Source organism: Bacillus sp. EB V-12 (assembly GCF_056158125.1).
On sequence record NZ_JBUXJL010000012.1, the window covers coordinates 14,094 to 32,988 of the forward strand.

General features: G+C 35.4%; 17 protein-coding genes. 6 read left to right on the plus strand and 11 right to left on the minus strand.

The features are described 5' to 3' along the window. The first annotated feature begins 71 nt into the window (after positions 1 to 71). Together ACZDYH_RS25780 and ACZDYH_RS25785 are read left to right on the plus strand one after the other, a co-directional pair. Positions 72 to 965 carry an ATP-binding protein gene (locus tag ACZDYH_RS25780; protein ID WP_000892973.1) on the plus strand — a complete coding sequence of 298 codons (894 nt, stop codon included), beginning with the start codon at positions 72 to 74 and terminating at the stop codon, positions 963 to 965. A gap of 3 nt (positions 966 to 968) precedes the next feature. Continuing rightward, positions 969 to 2,852, plus strand: a complete 1,884-nt coding sequence (locus ACZDYH_RS25785; RefSeq protein ID WP_434713459.1) for a vWA domain-containing protein — start codon at positions 969 to 971, stop codon at positions 2,850 to 2,852. 37 nt (positions 2,853 to 2,889) lie between these two features. Here the strand turns inward: ACZDYH_RS25785 and ACZDYH_RS25790 are convergent, their stop codons facing one another. The 3 genes from ACZDYH_RS25790 to ACZDYH_RS25800 are packed head-to-tail and all read right to left on the minus strand — an operon-like array spanning position 2,890 to position 5,572. Next, positions 2,890 to 3,312, minus strand: a complete 423-nt coding sequence (locus ACZDYH_RS25790) for an NUDIX hydrolase (RefSeq protein ID WP_001189940.1) — start codon at positions 3,310 to 3,312, stop codon at positions 2,890 to 2,892. Between the two features lie 59 nt (positions 3,313 to 3,371). After that, positions 3,372 to 4,337, minus strand: coding sequence for an L-threonine 3-dehydrogenase (locus ACZDYH_RS25795; RefSeq protein WP_000723125.1), 966 nt, complete (start codon positions 4,335 to 4,337; stop codon positions 3,372 to 3,374). Between the two features lie 44 nt (positions 4,338 to 4,381). Beyond that, entirely contained in the window at positions 4,382 to 5,572 is a 1,191-nt protein-coding gene (locus ACZDYH_RS25800; RefSeq protein ID WP_000095905.1) for a glycine C-acetyltransferase, read from the minus strand. A 213-nt stretch (positions 5,573 to 5,785) separates the two neighbouring features. Here ACZDYH_RS25800 and ACZDYH_RS25805 point away from each other — a divergent pair, with 213 nt between their 5' ends. Then, positions 5,786 to 6,517: a class I SAM-dependent DNA methyltransferase gene (locus ACZDYH_RS25805; protein WP_434713456.1), complete on the plus strand. Its 732-nt coding sequence runs from the start codon at positions 5,786 to 5,788 to the stop codon at positions 6,515 to 6,517. Positions 6,518 to 6,544: 27 nt separating this feature from the next. On the opposite strand, the gene ACZDYH_RS25810 is transcribed toward ACZDYH_RS25805, so the two are convergent. From ACZDYH_RS25810 to ACZDYH_RS25820, 3 genes are read right to left on the minus strand one after another with little or no spacing between them, the layout of a single operon-like run. Beyond that, positions 6,545 to 7,366 (minus strand): ABC transporter ATP-binding protein, encoded by an 822-nt coding sequence (locus ACZDYH_RS25810; RefSeq protein WP_001167963.1) that lies wholly within the window; start codon positions 7,364 to 7,366, stop codon positions 6,545 to 6,547. A 12-nt stretch (positions 7,367 to 7,378) separates the two neighbouring features. Next, positions 7,379 to 8,437, minus strand: coding sequence for a FecCD family ABC transporter permease (locus tag ACZDYH_RS25815; RefSeq protein ID WP_166695355.1), 1,059 nt, complete (start codon positions 8,435 to 8,437; stop codon positions 7,379 to 7,381). Beyond that, the gene (locus tag ACZDYH_RS25820; RefSeq protein WP_049107293.1) at positions 8,434 to 9,438 is read right to left on the minus strand and encodes a FecCD family ABC transporter permease; all 1,005 of its coding nucleotides are present in this window, start codon (positions 9,436 to 9,438) and stop codon (positions 8,434 to 8,436) included. The genes ACZDYH_RS25815 and ACZDYH_RS25820 overlap by 4 nt, the downstream gene beginning before the upstream one ends. Before the next feature lie 172 nt (positions 9,439 to 9,610). Between ACZDYH_RS25820 and ACZDYH_RS25825 the strand changes: the two genes are divergently transcribed. Next, entirely contained in the window at positions 9,611 to 10,579 is a 969-nt protein-coding gene (locus ACZDYH_RS25825) for an ABC transporter substrate-binding protein (protein WP_001010272.1), read from the plus strand. A 380-nt stretch (positions 10,580 to 10,959) separates the two neighbouring features. After that, positions 10,960 to 12,309 carry a peptide MFS transporter gene (locus ACZDYH_RS25830; protein WP_000338311.1) on the plus strand — a complete coding sequence of 450 codons (1,350 nt, stop codon included), beginning with the start codon at positions 10,960 to 10,962 and terminating at the stop codon, positions 12,307 to 12,309. A gap of 37 nt (positions 12,310 to 12,346) precedes the next feature. On the opposite strand, the gene ACZDYH_RS25835 is transcribed toward ACZDYH_RS25830, so the two are convergent. Together ACZDYH_RS25835 and ACZDYH_RS25840 are read right to left on the minus strand one after the other, a co-directional pair. Further along, positions 12,347 to 12,526: an acid-soluble spore protein H gene (locus tag ACZDYH_RS25835; protein WP_000382679.1), complete on the minus strand. Its 180-nt coding sequence runs from the start codon at positions 12,524 to 12,526 to the stop codon at positions 12,347 to 12,349. A gap of 191 nt (positions 12,527 to 12,717) precedes the next feature. Continuing rightward, positions 12,718 to 13,005, minus strand: a complete 288-nt coding sequence (locus ACZDYH_RS25840) for an ArsR/SmtB family transcription factor (protein ID WP_000081428.1) — start codon at positions 13,003 to 13,005, stop codon at positions 12,718 to 12,720. Positions 13,006 to 13,822: 817 nt separating this feature from the next. On the opposite strand from ACZDYH_RS25840, the gene ACZDYH_RS25845 reads away from it, so the two are divergent. Next, on the plus strand, positions 13,823 to 15,442 hold the full coding sequence (locus ACZDYH_RS25845; RefSeq protein ID WP_474887480.1) for an L-lactate permease: 1,620 nt from the start codon (positions 13,823 to 13,825) through the stop codon (positions 15,440 to 15,442). Positions 15,443 to 15,481: 39 nt separating this feature from the next. On the opposite strand, the gene aspA is transcribed toward ACZDYH_RS25845, so the two are convergent. The 3 genes from aspA to gloA2 form a co-directional block, all read right to left on the minus strand. Continuing rightward, positions 15,482 to 16,915, minus strand: a complete 1,434-nt coding sequence (aspA, locus tag ACZDYH_RS25850) for an aspartate ammonia-lyase (RefSeq protein WP_000562131.1) — start codon at positions 16,913 to 16,915, stop codon at positions 15,482 to 15,484. Positions 16,916 to 17,088: 173 nt separating this feature from the next. Continuing rightward, positions 17,089 to 18,387, minus strand: coding sequence for a hemolysin family protein (locus ACZDYH_RS25855; protein WP_000353314.1), 1,299 nt, complete (start codon positions 18,385 to 18,387; stop codon positions 17,089 to 17,091). A gap of 108 nt (positions 18,388 to 18,495) precedes the next feature. Further along, positions 18,496 to 18,882 (minus strand): SMU1112c/YaeR family gloxylase I-like metalloprotein, encoded by a 387-nt coding sequence (gene gloA2, locus ACZDYH_RS25860; RefSeq protein WP_474887483.1) that lies wholly within the window; start codon positions 18,880 to 18,882, stop codon positions 18,496 to 18,498. Between the last annotated feature and the right edge of the window lie 13 nt (positions 18,883 to 18,895).

Below are 18,895 nucleotides of genomic sequence, written 5' to 3' on the forward strand. Positions count from 1 at the left end.
TTGCATACCATATTAAAACAAGTTATCATAAGATGTATTACTTTATGAAAATAATGTTAGGTGGGAAATACATGTTAGAACAATTTCATATACATGCTGATTTAAAACAACAGCTTTCTACGATTCATGAAAAGAATAAGCAAGAAGCTGGTGAAAACGCACATTTAATCGGAACGAAAATATATAAAGCGTCTGATAATAGCATTATTGAAGATGCGATTACAGCACTTCTTCTTGGCAAGAACATTCTATTAAAAGGACCGACTGGTAGTGGTAAAACAGTACTAGCGGAAACTCTTTCTTCTTTATTCCAAAAACCAATGCATAGCATTAACTGCTCTGTCGACTTAGATGTAGAGGGTATTTTAGGATACAACACACTACAAACGAAAGATGGTGCATCTGAAGTTTCATTCGTTAACGGTCCTCTTATGAAAGCAATGAAGAACGGTCACTTCCTATATATTGACGAAATCAATATGGCAAAACCTGAAACGTTACCACTTCTTCACGGCGCATTAGATTACCGTAAAATGATTACAAACCCATTTACACAAGAGGTTGTATACGGTGATGACGAATACCGTGTAATTGCTGCGATTAACGAAGGTTACGTTGGAACAAGTGAACTAAATGAAGCGTTAAAAAACCGTTTCGTTATTATTGAAGTTCCTTACATTCAAGGTGATACATTAAAAGAACTATTATTAGCAGAATCAAAATTAAATGATGTTGCAACAATTGAAAAGTTTGTTGCCTTTGCAAGCGACCTTATGCCTTTAGCTCGCGATGGACGTGTAAGTGAAGAAGCAGCAAGTATTCGTGGTATTATCGACGCATGTGATTTAGGTGTATATATTCCTGTTATGCGAGCGATTGAACGAAGCATAATTGCAAAACTTAATGATGAAACAGAACAAATGACTGTCCGTGAATTAGCAGAAAGTTATTTCTTTGAGGGATAATTTATGAGACAAATTTTTAGTGACAAAAAAATTGATGCGTCGCTGTTTCTACAAATGGAAAACTTAATGTATGCCCTTCTAAAAGAAGACGATGCCTATCTTGAATATGGCTATAAAGCATACTACGACGAAATTGAAAAGAAAGTTGTCATTAGTCACTTTTGGGATGATCGAAAAGAAGAAGATACAATAATCGGATTAAAAAGCGAAGTGTTCTTAAAAGCACTTGGTAATAAACATTACTCGGACATGACTTTAATTCGTTCTTATGCGATTGAATTGCAAGAATCGCCCCTAAAAAAGTTTTTAACACAATTATTTGTTCTATTAGAAGATTTACGCGTTGAGGAAATCGTAAAGAACTTACGTCCTGGCACGAAGCATGTTTTTAAACGTCGAAAAGAAATGTACCGCAATTATTTCGGCTCTCAAAATGAAATAAACCGTGTTCGTAATTATCACGGTGATCGTCTATTTTGCCTATGCTATCTTTCATTAACTAGCGATAAATACGAAATGTTTAATAATGAATATTTTGAGCAAATTGAAGCGATTTTACATGAAACATTCCAAGCACGTAATACAGAAGATATTATGTATATCGTTGAGAAAATTCGCTATCGCTTAGAGGCGCTTCTTGAAAGCGATATGCTTAACAACTATTTCGGACATGCTCCACTTTACTTATCTGTCCTTGCAGACGAAAAGAACTGTCGCGTCGAAGATTTAGCAAATGATGATACGCAGCTTATAGATGACGATGAAAATAAAAACAAAATGGATGAAAGTTTCTCCACATGGCATCGTGAAAATAAAAATAACGAAAACGAGAACTTTTTACGCTTTGAATTAGAAAGCGGAACAAAAACTAATATGATGGGTGATACTGCCCGTGAATCAGAAGATGGCGACCAAGCACTTGGTTCTGTACAAGGTACTTCACAAAAAAGTACACAATCCAACTTTGATGGCGCTGATACAGAAGAAGCAAGGGCTTCACACGCTTCTAGCCAGCACGACGGTGCATACGGTAAGTATAATGTAGGTGCTTCTCATACATTTAAAGAAGCTCGCAAACCAAACTCAGATGAGAAAAAAGATTACCAAGCTATCAAATCAGTCGTCAATAAAGATGTAAAAGAATTAAAGAAAATTATCGAAAAAACAATTGAAAATAAAACGAATGCGAATAGTGATAAATATTACGGAAGACTTCGTAAGAAATTCCTTCGTATTTATACCGAAAAACAACCGCGTATGTTTTATAAAAAAGGACAAGAGTCACAAGAACTCGATGTTGCATTCCAACTATTAGTTGACTGTTCTGGTTCTATGTATAACAAAATGGAAGAAACGAAGAAGAGTGTTGTACTATTCCATGAAGCTTTAAAGTCTTTAAAAATCCCACACGCTATTAGCGGATTTTGGGAAGATGCCTCTAGCGCTAAACCTGAAGATAAGCCGAACGTTATCCATGAAGTTGTAAATTATAAAAACTCAACGTTGCCAAACGTTGGTCCAGAAATTATGCAACTTCGTGAAGAAGAAGATAACCGCGACGGATATATTATTCGTATCGTTTCTGAAAAACTTGCCAAAAGACCTGAGAAACATAAATTCTTACTAGTCTTCACAGACGGTGAGCCTTCTGCGCTAGACTATCAACAAGACGGAATTTTAGATACGCATGAAGCTGTTAAACTCGCGCGTAAAAGTGGTATGGAAGTAATCGGTATCTTCATCGAAGAAGGCGAAGCGAAAGAAGCAACTTATCAATTGATGAAAAACATTTATAACCATCACTTCTTAGTTGCAAATCATGCTGAAGATTTACGATTGAAGATTAAACCATTGCTGAAAAAACTATTACTGAAGACGATTGAATAGAAAATAGGAGCCTTGTGGCTCCTGTTTTTTCGTTCAATTACTTTGTTTCTGGTTGAAACTTGTATGGAATGGCTACTTCTAATAAAGATTCAAATCCTCCGTCATAGTATGGGAAACGCTCATTCGCAATTGTTCGATCTACCCACTCTATTGCAGAAATTTCACCTTCATCTTCCGCAATAAGTTCCCCTTTTACTACATTCGCTCGGAATGTAAAAAATAGTGCATGATTCCCTGATTCTTCAAAGAATTTTTCATTGATCGCAACAAGCCCCCCAGCCAAGGCGGTTAAACCTGTCTCTTCTTTCACTTCTCTTATTAGTGCTTCCTCTAATATTTCACCTTTTTCCACAGCCCCACCTGGCAATGACCAAACGTTTTGTTCTACATTATGTACCATTAATATTTTATCTGTTTCTTCGTCATGTATTAGTGCGTATACGACATCAACTCTTTGCATAAGACTTCTCTCCTCCCAAAAATAATGAAGAGCCGATTCCTAAGAATCGACTCTTCCTATTAATTCATCACTAACTCAGCTGTGAGCTTTTTTTTTAACTTAGCCAGCATGTCAGTTGTCATTTTGTCTAAATCGTATTCTGCTTTAAAGCCCCACTCTTTCATTGCTGCTGTTGCGTCAATAGAGTTCGGCCAGCTATCAGCAATTGTTTGACGAGCTGGATCTACTGCATAATCCATTGTAAACGTCGGAATGTGTTTACGAATTGACGCTGCAATTTGCTCTGGCTCGAAGCTCATTGCTGTAATGTTAAATGCATTTCTATGCACTAGCTTACTTGGATCAGCTTCCATTAATGAAATGATCGCTTGTAAAGCATCAGGCATATACATCATGTCCATATATGTTCCTTCAGCAATGTATGAGGTGTATGCACCTTTTTTAATCGCCTCATAATAAATTTCAACTGCATAATCAGTCGTTCCGCCTCCTGGAGGCGCTACGTAAGAAATTAAACCTGGGAAACGGACACCGCGCGTATCTACGCCAAATTTTTGATGATAATAATCACACAGTAATTCTCCTGCCACTTTGTTTACCCCATACATCGTAGTAGGACGCTGAATTGTATCTTGCGGTGTATTATCTTTTGGCGTTGATGGACCAAATGCACCGATAGAACTTGGCGTGAAGAACTTACAGTTTAATTCACGAGCTGCTTCTAGAGCATTTACAAGTCCACCCATATTTAAATTCCATGCAAATAACGGATTTTTTTCTGCTGTTGCTGAAAGTAAAGCTGCTAAATGAATAATTGTATCTACTTCATTACGCTTTGCGATATCATGTAGTTTTTGTCCATCTGTTACATCTAACGTTTCAAATGGACCAGACGTTACTACTTCACTATCTGTTTCACGAATATCTGTTGCAATAACATTTGATGCGCCGTATACATCACGAAGTTTCATTACTAGTTCAGAACCAATTTGCCCTAAAGAACCGGTTACTAGAATTTTTTTCATTTTCCCCACTCCTCATTTGCAAGCTATTCAAAAGATGTCGTTACTTAAATGATGCCCATTTCTTTTCCTACTTTTTCATACTTAAGAATTGCTTCATCTAACATTTCTTTCGTATGAGCTGCTGTAGGCATATTACGAACGCGCCCTGTTCCTTTTGCTACAGTTGGGAACACGATAGATTTTGCGTATACACCTTCTTCATTTAGACGTTTACTAAATTCTTGTGTTAATACTTCGTCCCCAATGATACAAGGTGTAATTGGCGTTTCACTTTCCCCAATGTTAAAGCCAAGTTCTTTTAATCCTTGTTTTAAGTAGCGACCATTTTCCCATAAGCGATCGTGTAACTCTGTGCTTTCCATTAAGATTTCAATTGATCTCATGCAAGCTGCTGCATCAGCTGGTGTTAATGCTGTAGAGAATAAGAATGGACGTGAACGAACTTTTAACCAGTCAATTAAATTTTGTTTCCCTGCTACATATCCACCAATTACCCCAATTGCTTTTGATAATGTACCAATTTGGAAATCAACTTTATCAGAAAGACCGAAGTGCTTTACAGTTCCTGCACCTTTTCCAAGTACACCTGAACCGTGTGCATCATCTACGTATGTCATTAAATCTAACTCTTCTGCAATCTCAACAATTTCTGGTAGTTTTGCAACATCTCCATCCATTGAAAAGACACCGTCTGTAATTACCATTAATTTATTGTAAAGACCTGATTCTTTCGCCGCAATTGCTTTTTGGCGTAAATCTTCCATATCCGAATGTTTATAAACAATAATTTTTGCTTTTGATAGACGACTACCATCAATAATAGAAGCATGGTTTAATTCGTCTGAAAGAATTGCATCATTTTTATCCATAACAGCTGAAATCGCTGCCATATTACAGTTAAATCCTGATTGATAAGCAATTGCTGCTTCTGTATGTTTAAACTTTGCAATTGTTTCTTCTAACTTAATATGCAAATCTAAAGTACCGTTAATTGTACGAACAGCCCCTGCTCCAACACCGTACTTATGAATAGCACCAATTGCTGCTTCTTGCAAACGGCTATCTGTTGCTAATCCAAGATAGTTGTTTGAAGATAAGTTAATATATTCTTTTCCGCCAATTGTAATGATCGGTCCATTTGAACTCTCAAGCGGATCAATTACGTTATAAAGCCCCTTTGATTTTAAATCCTCTAAATTTTCTTCTAAAAATTTCGCAAGTGTTTTACTAGACATCGTGAAGCCTCCCATCGTTCATGTAAGCGGATTATTGTCTTAATAGTTCTAATAATCCCTCTACTAGCTTAACACGTTTTCAGAATTTATTATAGAAAAATAGTTTAAAGTAACCGCTTACAATTTTAGATTATATATGATTCATTACAATAAATCTATTATTTACTTTTCATATTTGATAGAATTAAAAAAATATTTCCGGAGGTTTCAAACATGGCATTTACAGAATCTGATGTATACAATAACACAGCATTTTTCGAACAATATATGAAACGAAGATACCGAGAAAATAGCCCAAATGAATCCATTGAAAAACCAGTATTCTTTCAGCTCATTGGTCATGTACGAGGAAAACAAATTCTCGATTTAGGCTGTGGTGATGCTAAGTTTGGCGCGGAATTATTAGAAAAGGGATGCTACTCTTACACCGGCATTGAAGGCTCTGAACTTATGTATGAAAAAGCTAAAAAACAACTAGAAAATAAAAATGGATCTGTTCATTTTTTAAACCTCAAAGATTATACCTACCCCTCTTCCACTTTTGATTTAGTAACATCTAGACTCGCCTTACATTATATTGAACATCTTGATACCATTTTTCAAAATGTGTTTCAAACTTTAAAAACAAATGGCACCTTTACCTTTAGCGTTCAACATCCCGTTATTACTTCTTCGTTTGAAAGCTTACAAACAAGTGGTAAAAGAACGAGTTGGCTCGTCGATAATTACTTTAAACTAGGCAAACGGGTTGAACCATGGATTGACCAAGAAGTTATTAAATATCATCGTACAACGGAAGATTATTTCACATTATTACAGCAAGCCGGATTTACCATTACATCATTAAAAGAAGCTACACCAAATCCAACCTATTTTCAAAATGAAGAAGAGTATAAACGTCGCTTACGTATTCCTCTCTTCCTCTTATTTTCTTGTACCAAATAAAAAAACGATGAATCACTCATCGTTTTTTTATCTCATTACCTGAGCAACTTCTTTAACTACACGTCTTCCTCTTCCGTGAGGTATACAAAGCGGTGTTCCAAACAACGGATCCGTACTAATTTGACACTCCATTCGGAATACATCACGTACTAGTTTCTCATCTACCACTTCTTCAGGTTTACCTTGTGCATATATTTGTTTATCTTGAATGGCTACAATGTTATCTGCATAGCGACATGCTAAATTTAAATCGTGTAATACCATAACAATTGTTCTTTGTTCTGTTTCATTTAATTCGAATAATAAATCTAGCACTTCAATTTGGTGAGTCATATCTAAATATGTAGTAGGCTCATCCAGTAAAATAATATCTGTATCTTGTGCAAGCGTCATTGCAATCCAAGCACGTTGTCGTTGTCCACCTGAAAGAGCATGCACATCACGCTCAGCAAATTCTGTCATACCTGTTGCTGCAAGTGCCTTCTGTACCATTTCCTCATCTTTTTCTGACCACTGTTTCAGCCATGTTTGATATGGATAGCGTCCTTGTTTTACAAGTTGCAATACTGTAAGCCCTTCAGGTGCTTGCGGTCCTTGCGGTAAAATTGCCATTTGACGAGCAATTTGCTTCGTTTGCATACTTTGAATAGCTTGATTATCTAACAAAATGTCACCAGTTGTTGGCTTTAATAATCTAGCTAGTGAACGTAATAAAGTTGATTTCCCGCAACCGTTGGAACCGATAAAGATTGTAATTTCACCTTTTGGAATTTCTAAATTCAACTCATCGATAATAATTGTTTCACCATAAGACAACGTCAAACGTTTCGTCTCCAATGCTTTTTGCATATTCATCTCCCTTTATGAATTCCGACTTTTATAAAGTAAATAAATAAAATAAGGTGCACCAATTGCTGATGTAAATACCCCTGCTGGAATTTCAAGTGGTGTGAAAACTGTACGCCCAATTAAATCTGCAGCAAGTACTAGAATTGCACCAACAATAGCTGCAACTGGGAGTAATGCACCGTATAAAGAACCAACTAGCCTTCGTGAAATATGAGGTGCCATTAAACCGACAAATCCAATTCCTCCGGCGAAGGCAACTGCTCCCCCAATTAAAGCCGTACTAAGTAATAACATGAATACGCGTGACTTCGTTAAAGGAACACCAAGTCCTACCGCAATATCATCCCCTAGCTCTTGCGCATTTAAATGTCTAGCAGCTATAAATGATATTACCGTTAAAATGAGAACCCACGGTGCAAGCACCATAACGTTTTGCCATGAAGAACCATAAACAGTACCTGTAATCCATACATTCGCTTGACTCGCTTGATAAATTGGTGCTAACAACATAAACAAAGTCGTTGCCGCTTTCGTTAATGCCCAAAACCCCACACCAATTAAAACAAGACTAATCGGCGATAACCCGTCATTTCTCCATGCAAATAAATATACAAAAAGCGCCACAATCGTTGCCCCAACAAAGGCTGCTAACGGCATATAATGAATGCTTACAGTTAGCGCATTATTTTTATCACTAAATATAGCTAAAAACAATACAACTGCAACACTTGCCCCGCCCGTAATCCCGATGATATCCGGAGAAGCAAGAGGATTTCGAACGAGACCTTGTAAAATACATCCTGCTACAGCAAGCGCAATTCCTACGAGGATGGCAATTAAAATACGCGGCATACGAAACTTATTTACAACCATGTTAGACATCGCATCGCCATTTCCAGTGATCGCTTGCCATACATCATAAGGAGCAATTTTCATGTCTCCCATACCTGCGCTCGCAAAGAATAATCCTATTAAAACAAATAGTAAACTTAACAAGACGAGACAAGCTCGTTTATACATTAAAAACGAGAGCTCACCTTTTCCTATACGAAACGGAATATATTTCTTCATTTGCTAAGCCCTCTCTTACGTGCAATATAAATAAAGAATGGAGCTCCAATAAATGCTGTCATAACTCCTACTGGTACTTCTTGTGGCATAATGACATATCTTGCTGCTATATCAGCCAATATTAGTAGTATTGCACCTAACAATCCGCTATAAGGCACTCTCCATCTGTGGTCAACTCCAACAAGAAATCTCGCAAAATGCGGAGTAATAATTCCAATAAATCCAATTGGGCCAGCAACCGCAACCGAACCACCAGACAACAGTACAATAATAAGTAACACTAATGATTTCATTAAAATTGTTCGTTGTCCAAGTCCTTTCGCGACGTCTTCTCCCATCATCAATGTATTTACTTTCCCTGCCATCATAAGAGATGCAATCCATCCTATTAATAAATATGGGAATACAGATTGTAAAATTTCTAACTTTCTCCCTTGCACAGATCCAGCAAGCCAAAATAATACCTCTTCAAGTGCTTTTTCATTTAACACAAGTAATCCTTGTGTTAATGATGAAAATAACGCACTAATTGCGACCCCTGCTAACGTTAACTTAAGAGGAGTAGTTCCTTCTTTTCCTAAAGAACTAGAAGCAAATACAAGTACAGCTGCAACCGCCGCTCCTAAAAAGGCAATCCATGTGAAAGCTGATAATGATGTTACTGAAAAGATTACAATTGCTACAACTATGAAGAACGCAGCACCTGAATTTAATCCAATAAAATCTGGAGAAGCAAGTGGATTCTTAGTTAAAGTTTGCATAAGACAACCAGCAATGGCTAAACTAGCACCAACACTAGCTGCAATTAACGCCCTAGGCAGACGTACATTTTGAATAATAATATGTTCATTGGAACCGTTAAAATGGAAAAAAGCATCCAATGCTAGTTTCCAACTCGTATTTGTATATCCAAAAATAATACTTCCCCAAATACAAATAACGACTGCAATGATTCCAACAAATAATCCAATCCATTTTGCTCGATTTGTTTTTAATAACATGCAGCGTTTCCCCTTCAATGTATAATGATACGTTGTTAGTGTATTTCAACTTAATTCTCATTGTCAACGGAAATGAGAATTATTTTCACCCATATGTATTGACAATCAAAAGATAAAGGCTTAATATCATGCTTGCTATTGAAAAATATTCTCAACATGTAGGGGGTACATAATGAATTTCATGCGGAAGAAATCGTTTACAGTATTTGTATTTTTACTAGCATTTTCAATGCTTTTAAGCGCTTGTGGAAAATCAAATAACAAAGAAGAATCTACAAAAGAAGATAATAAAAAAGAAGTGGTTACTGTAGAACATGCAATGGGTAAAACAGAAGTTCCTGCTAATCCAAAACGTGTAGTTATCTTAACAAATGAAGGAACTGAAGCTTTACTCGAATTAGGTGTGAAACCAGTTGGTGCTGTAAAGTCTTGGACTGGTGACCCATGGTATCCACATATTAAGGATAAAATGAAAGATGTAAAAGTTGTTGGTGATGAAGGACAAGTTAACGTTGAAACAATTGCTTCTTTAAAACCAGACTTAATTATCGGTAATAAAATGCGCCACGAAAAAGTGTACGAACAACTAAAAGCAATTGCACCTACTGTGTTCTCAGAAACATTACGTGGTGAATGGAAAGATAACTTCAAATTTTATGCAGAAGCATTAAATAAAGAAAAAGAAGGTCAAAAAGTTGTAGCTGATTACGAATCACGTATAAAAGATTTAAAAGGCAAACTTGGCGATAAAGTAAACCAAGAAATCTCTATGGTTCGTTTCATGCCTGGTGATGTTCGTATTTATCATGGCGATACATTCTCTGGTGTTATTTTAAAAGAACTTGGATTTAAACGTCCTGGAGATCAAAATAAAGATGATTTTGCAGAGCGTAACGTATCTAAAGAGCGTATTTCTGCTATGGATGGTGACGTATTATTCTACTTCACATTCGATAAAGGAAATGAGAAAAAAGGATCTGAACTAGAAAAAGAGTATATAAACGATCCTCTATTTAAAAATTTAAATGCAGTAAAAAATGGTAAAGCATACAAAGTTGATGACGTTATTTGGAATACAGCTGGTGGCGTAATGGCCGCTAACCTACTATTAGATGACATCGAAAAACGCTTTGTTAAATAATATTTCCTTAACCAGCTCCCTTCTGTGGAGCTGGTTATTTTTCAATTCACTTAAATGTCACATTATTTCGTTTTGTATTTTTATTCCCAATATGTTATATTGAGAAAGTAAATAGAATATATTTTCTTTATATCAGAATAAATATTTTAATCTAAATTTTCTGATTAATCACTATTTTATTTTCTTTTAGAATTCAATTATTACATTTGAAAACGCTTATCATCTCGTTTTCAGGGCAAAATACAGTAACGGTCGAAGAAAAATAGAACTTTTTTAGAAATTTTCTTTCTATTTCCATATAATTCTATTGACTTCTAAATATTTTGTAAATTAAAATGATTACATAAATATCCGTTATACAGGATTAGGGGGAAACAAAAATGGATGCAGCTTTAAAATTAGACAAAGCTGGAGAGCAACAATCACCAAAAAAACATCCACCAGGGTTATACTTGTTGTTCTTTACAGAGGCGTGGGAAAGATTTAGTTATTACGGAATGCGTGGCTTATTAGTTCTTTATTTAACAACGAGCTTAGTAAGCGGCGGTTTAGGATTTGATAAAGCAGTTGCAGTTCAAATTTACGGTATTTTCACAATGTTAGTATACTTCACACCTATTATTGGTGGTTGGTTAACTGACCATTTCATTACGAAGCGACATGCCATTACTATTGGTGGTATCATCATGGCAATTGGTAACTTTGTATTATTCTCAATGAACACAAAAACTGGACTTTTCTTAGGATTAGGATTATTAGTTATTGGTAACGGATTCTTCAAACCAAATATTTCGACTTTATTAGGTCAATTATATAGCGAAAACGATTCTCGTCGTGATAGTGCCTTCACTATCTTCTACATGGGAATTAACTTAGGAGCTCTTATCGCTCCATTCATTTGCGGTTACTTCGCAGATTATAGATACGGTTTCTTAACAGCTTGTATCGGTATGATTATTGGGCAGCTTGCCTTTAATTTCTTAGCACCTCGTTACTTAGGGTCTATCGGAACAACTGTTGTAGGAAAAAAATCTAAAGAAAAAAATGCAAAAGCAATTGAGAAAAAACCTTTAACAACACAAGAGAAAAAACGTACTGCTGCAATTTTAATTTTAACTTGTTTCGTTGTATTCTTCTGGGCAGGATTTGAGCAAGCTGGTAGTTCTTTAACACTTTACACAGATAAGTTCGTAGATCGTACAATTGGTGGATTTACAATTCCAACACCTTGGTTCCAATCTGTAAACCCACTATTCATTATCTTACTAGCATTACCTGTTTCTGCGTTATGGATTAAGCTTTCAAAAACAAAAAATGGCGATTTGAAAATCCCAACAAAAATGGCATTAGGTATGATTTTACTAGGGATTGGATATTTAGTTCTAACTTTAGCTGTTTTAAAAACGGGTAGCGATGAAGGTAACATTACAATGAAAGCAAACTTACTATTCATTGTATTCACTTACATGTTCCACACAATCGGTGAGTTATTCTTATCACCAATCGGATTATCTATGGTAAGTGCAATCGCTCCTGTTAAATTAGCATCATTATTAATGGGTGTATGGTTAGCTGGTACTGGCTTCGCAAACTTATTAGCAGGACAATTAGCCGCTTTCACTCAATCTTTAGGATATTTAGAAGTATTCGCAAGCATCGGTATTATCGTAATTGTACTGGGATTAGTACTTCTTATGTTCTCTAAGAAAATTGCACATATGATGGAATAACAAAAAGACGCTTCTAAAATTAGAAGCGTCTTTTTTATTACTTCTCCTCTAAAGCTGTCACGTCCACATGAACGCTCTCACCAGGATTAGATACATCATACACTTGAGCACTCCCCTTCTGCTCATCACAGCTCTCAATCCATACTGGTACGCCCTCATATGTAACGTCAATTCTACTTGAAGAAGATAAGATTTGTTTCACACGTTTCACATCCATACTACTATCCCTCCTTTTGCTTACTACACTCCTTTTTATTTTTTCTTTTCCTTTTAGAATATATTCCGTAAGGCAGCATGTTGATTGATAGTCATTTCTTCCTAACATGCTAATATTTACTCTCTCGCTACCTTTCTGACAAATAAAAAAAGACGTATATTCTACACGTCTTTTTCCATAATATTCAAATCTTAAGAAAATAATGTTTTTACTACCGCACTTACTTTATCATTATGGATTTGATAATACACTTCTAATCCTCGTCTTTCAAAGCGTACTACTTTATTTTGCTTTAACTTCGTTAAATGTTGTGAAACAGTTGATTGTGGAATTTCTAATACTTCCTGTAGCTGTGTTACATTACATGTTCCTCTTTGCATAAGTTCCATTACTAGACGTAGACGAAGTGGGTGAGCTAACGCTCTTAACATTTGTACATCTTCTTCTGAAATACGACATTCGAATTGATTTTGGCTCATAAAGTTCCCCTCATTTTCGTTTTTATTTGCGTTTTTATGTTCTTTTTATTTATTTATATATCTGTTCTTATATTTCCTGTTACGACATAACTTTATCAACCTATAAAGCCGAAAAATTTTTCCATCTTCATCAGCAAAAATTCAGGAAAAAATCCTTGCTGATTTTGAATATTATACTATATGATATAACGAAAAAGCAAAATAATGGCCTACGAATACTTTGCTTGCAAACGTTGTTTTATCAGGCTTTTTGTTATATTTTCACCTCATTGAAATGCACAGTAACGGTATTGTAAAATACCGTCTATAATTGATAACCTATCGTAATGTAGTTGAACTATAATTAACCTCTTTGTTACGCTAAAAGGAATTTTCAGTAAAAAGAGATGATGTGATATTAAAAATTTGTTTCTTATTTTTTATTCGTATTGCAAGCGGTTGGATTGTTGTGCAAAACTTCCTATTAAATCCACTCACCGTTCCCCCCACTAGATCAAACAGGACAGATAATTGCATATATCAAACTTTATACTTAATATAAAAGACTTCATCTAATATACGCCTATAAGGAACATGCCATCTGAATAAGCAAAATAATATGCACATAGTTTATACAGCACACTTAAATTCATTTGAGTGTGTTTTTTGTCTACTTTATGAACAAAGCTTTTCTTTTAACACTATTATGGAATAATTATACTTTTTTACGTTGACAATAGTGTTGAAGGAGAATATACTAAGCATGTAAGTTGATTGTGAATAGTTTCACAAATAATGTGAATTTCTTCACATATAATAGATAGGAGTTGTCATTATTATGAGTACTTGGACACAAATTTATGACCCATTAAACAATATTTGGTTATCTGCACTAATCGCAGCACTTCCAATCTTTTGTTTCATCATTTGTTTAATGGCATTCAAAATGAAAAGTTACATGGCTGGTCTTTATAGTGTGATTGTCGCTATTATCCTTGCAATATTTGTTTATAAAATGCCAGCAACAGTAGCTGTAGCATCTGCCGGATTCGGTGTTTTATCTGGATTTTATCCAATTTGTACTATCGTTATCGCCGCAATTTTCCTTTACAAATTAACTGTTAAAACAGAGCAATTCAATATTATTCGCGATAGTATTTCAAGCATTACAAATGATCAACGTTTACAAGTATTATTAATCGCTTATTCTTTCGGTGCTTTCTTAGAAGGCGCAGCTGGTCTAGGAGTTCCAGTTGCTATTACAGCTGCACTACTTGTAGGTATGGGCTTTAATCCATTAAAAGCAGCAGGTATTTGTTTAGTAGCTAATATTGCTGGTGGTGCTATGGGTGCTATGGGTATTCCAGTTACAGTACCAGCACAATTAACTCAACTTGACGCATTAACTATTGGTCGTCAAACTGTTCTTATTTTACCTTTCATTAGTGTTATCTTACCTTTCTTACTTGTTTCAATGGTCGATGGAATTAAAGGTATTAAAGAAACTTGGCAAGGTATTCTTGTAAGTGGTGTTTCTTTCGCTATTACTCAATTCGCTGTAACTTACTTCTTAGGCGCAGAACTTACTAATATTTTCGCAGCCGTTGTAAGTATGATCTCTCTTGCATTATTCTTACGTGTTTGGCAACCAAAATCTTCTACTAAAGAAGAAAAACAAGAAACTAAAGTATCACACACATTCAATCAAATTTTATATGCTTGGTCTCCATTCGTATTCTTAACTGCATTTGTAACAATCTTTAACTTAAAACCGATTAAAGCTTTATTTGCTCCAGATGGTGCGTTAGCAAACTTAGTATTTAACATTCAGTTCCCTGGTCTTCATAATGCTGTTATGAAAACTACACCAATTACAAAAGCTGATACACCTTTCGCAGCTGTTTTCAAATTTGATGTATTCTCTTCTACAACTACTGCGATTGTACTAGCAATTATCGTTTCACTTATCGTTTACCGCGTAAAAGGTAAAATGGTTAAAGAATTAATGATTGAAACAATGAAAGAATTAAAAGCTCCAGTATATACAATTTGTAGCGTTATCGCTTTAGCTTACGTAGAAAACTACTCTGGTATGTCATCTACACTTGGACTTGCATTCTCTTCTACTGGTAATGCATTCCCAGTTCTTTCTCCAATCTTAGGATGGATTGGCGTATTCATTACAGGTTCAGTAGTTTCAAGTGGTTCTTTATTCGCACCACTTCAAGCAGTAACAGCAGACCAGTTAAACATCGTTCCTTCTACACTCGTTGCCTTAAACGTAGTAGGTGGTACAATGGCAAAAATGGTTTCACCACAATCTGTAGCAGTTGCTTGTGCCGCAGTTGGACTAGTTGGTAAAGAATCTGCTCTATTTAAAACAGCAATGAAATACAGTTTAATCTTCTTAGCTGTTATTAGCTTACTTCAATTAAACGCTGTATTTAATATCTTTTAAAAATAAAACACCGATCCAAGTGGATCGGTGTTTTTCACATTACATTTTTTTATTTTTTAATAAAGAAGCTCCAGCAATTTCAGGGTGAGTCATTTCGAATGGATCTAAAATAATATCCAATTCCTCTTCTGTCAGTACACCATGTTCTAAACATAACTCCCTAACAGATTTCCCTGTTTCAATTGCTTCACGTGCAATACGAGATGCTACTTCATAACCAATATGAGGATTAACTGCTGTAATAATTCCAACACTTTTCTCAACATATTGCTTCAGCAATTCTTCATTTGCCGTAATTCCTTCAATACAATATTCACGGAATACACGGAATCCATTATTCATAATACTAATAGATTGAATTAAATTAAATACAAGCACAGGCTCCATTACGTTTAACTCTAATTGTCCTGCTTCTGATGCTAAGCAAATTGTATGATCGTTTCCGATTACTTGGAATGCGACTTGGTTAATCACTTCTGCCATAACTGGATTTACTTTTCCTGGCATAATCGATGAACCTGGCTGACGTGCTGGCAATTGAATTTCAGCTAACCCAACACGTGGACCAGACGCCATAATACGAAGATCGTTTGCAATTTTAGACATGTTCATCATACATACTTTAAGTGCTGCAGATACCTCTGTGTATGCATCTGTATTTTGCGTTGCATCAACTAAATGCTCTGCACCAACAAGTGGGAATCCACTAAACGTTCTTAAATGTTTTACCACTTGTTCAATATACGTAGGATTTGCATTTAATCCTGTACCAACAGCTGTCGCGCCCATATTCACTTCATATAAATGTTGACGAGACTGTTTAATTCTTTTTATATCACGCGCAAGCACTCGGCTATACGCTTCAAATTCTTGTCCAAGGCGAATTGGAACTGCATCTTGTAAATGTGTGCGTCCCATTTTAATAACATGATCAAACTCTTTTGCTTTTTTACGAAAAGCAGAATGAAGTTCTTCCATTGTAATAAGAAGCTTTTCTAACATCATAAGAGTTGCAATATGAATCCCTGTTGGAAACGCATCGTTCGTTGATTGGGCCATGTTCACATGAGTGTTTGGGCTAATTTTCGCATACGCCCCTTTTTCATATCCCATACGTTCTAACGCTCTATTCGCAATTACTTCATTTGTATTCATATTAATAGAAGTTCCGGCTCCACCTTGAATAGGATCCACGATAAATTGATCATGAAACTTTCCATCAACAATTTCTTGCGCTGCTTCTGCAATTTCATGCCCAATGTCTTTAGCTAAGTAACCAGTATCTATATTCGCAAGCGCCGCCGCTTTTTTCACAATTGCCATTGCTGTAATGAGTGATGGATGAATGCGATATCCTGTAATTGGGAAGTTTTCTACGGCACGTAATGTTTGTACACCATAATAAGCTGCACTTGGTACTTCTTTTTCACCTAAAAAATCTTTTTCTATACGTATATCCTTCGTTGCTATCATTTTTATCACCTATACTTTTTCATTCTAAATCCTTATCCAAAAAATCCGCCCTCTAAAAACACGAGTATCATTCAGAAGAATTTTTCAGTATCCACCTTCACTATATAGCACCTTTTTTGAAAGCGCAAACATTTATTTTTCTGTATATCCTTTTTATTAAAGTTTATAGAAAATCATTCTTCTACTTTCCTTATTTCCACTCGTTTAATTTGATGCATATCCTTTTCAAGGACTTTAAAATAAAAACCGTGTTTCTCAATAATATCTCCTTCAGCAACGATTTGTTTTTGTACCATAATCCAGCCACCAATTGTATCTACATCATCAGCAATTAAATGTATGCCAAGCAAATCATTTACTTCACTAATAAGCACTTTTCCCTCTACGATTTTATAACCTTCACTTACATGCTCTATAGGAGGATTCTCATCTTCATCGTATTCATCTCGAATTTCTCCAACAATTTCTTCTAAAATATCTTCTAGTGTAACAATCCCAGCTGTACCACCATATTCATCATACAATACAGCTAATGGAATGTGTTTTCTTTGCATTTGTAATAGTAAATCATGAATTGGAATATTTTCTAGCACTTCAATAACTGGCCTTGTATATGGCATAATCGAGCACTCCTCATCCCGATTACCATCCATATAACGAATAAATAAATCTTTTACATTAACCATCCCAATAATTTCATCTTTATCTTCACCAAATACAGGATATCTCGTGTACTTTTCTTGCGCGATTACTTTAATATGTGTTTCAAATGGTTCATCCTCATATAAGCCTACAACTTCCGTACGAGGTACCATAATTTCTTTTGCTACTCTATTATCAAATTCAAAAATATTATTTACATATTTAAATTCCCTTTGGTTAATCTCTCCGCTCTCATAGCTCTCAGATAAGATTAACCTTAATTCTTCTTCTGAATGAGCTACTTCATGTTCAGAAGCTGGATGTAATCCGAATAAACCAGTTACAACCCTCGCTGAACCATTCAAAGCCCAAATAAACGGATACATAACTCGGTAAAAATAAATAAGTGGTTTCGATAACAATAAGCTAACTTGTTCTGCTTTTTGTATAGCAAATGTCTTTGGAGCAAGTTCCCCAATGACAACATGTAAAAATGTAATTACTGCAAAGGCAATAATAAATGAAACTGTACTGGAAATTGCAGGTGAGAATTTTAATTTTAAAAACAACGGCTCGAGTAAATGTTTAATGGTTGGTTCCCCTAACCACCCAAGCCCTAAAGCAGTAATTGTAATGCCTAGCTGACAGGCCGATAAATATTCATCTAAATTTGAAGTTACCTTTTTTGCTGCCAGTGCACCTCTTCTTTTTTCACTAACGAGTTGATCAATACGACTGCTACGTACCTTAATAATTGCAAATTCAACAGCCACAAAAAATGCTGTTAACCCAATAAGAATGACTACCATCAATAATTTTAAAATATCCACATATGCTCTTTAGCTTTCTTAGCTAAAGTTACACCTCCTTTTAAAAAGAAGTTTCACTTTAGTTTCTTCAATTATTGGACAGCAACTCTATATAAAATCCACCAATTTTCAAACCTCATACAATTCTAAAGGTAAAGCATCAGGGTCTTGGAAAAAGACGAATTTCTTCCCCGTTATTTCATCAATACGGATCGGTTCCGTCTCAACACCACATTGGTTTAAATGCTTCACAACTTCTTCTATATTTGTAACAGCAAATGCTAAATGTCTAAGACCGGCTGCTTCTGGAAAACTTTTGCGCTCAGGCGGATTTGGAAATGAAAATAATTCGATTTGATACTCTTCTCCTACACATAAATCTAATTTATAAGAATCTCGTTCCTTTCTATATACTTCATTTATCTCTTTAAACCCTAATATCCTAGTATAAAAATCCTTTGACGACTCATAATTCGAACAAATAATTGCAACGTGATGCACTCTACATATATTCATGCTCTCTCTATTC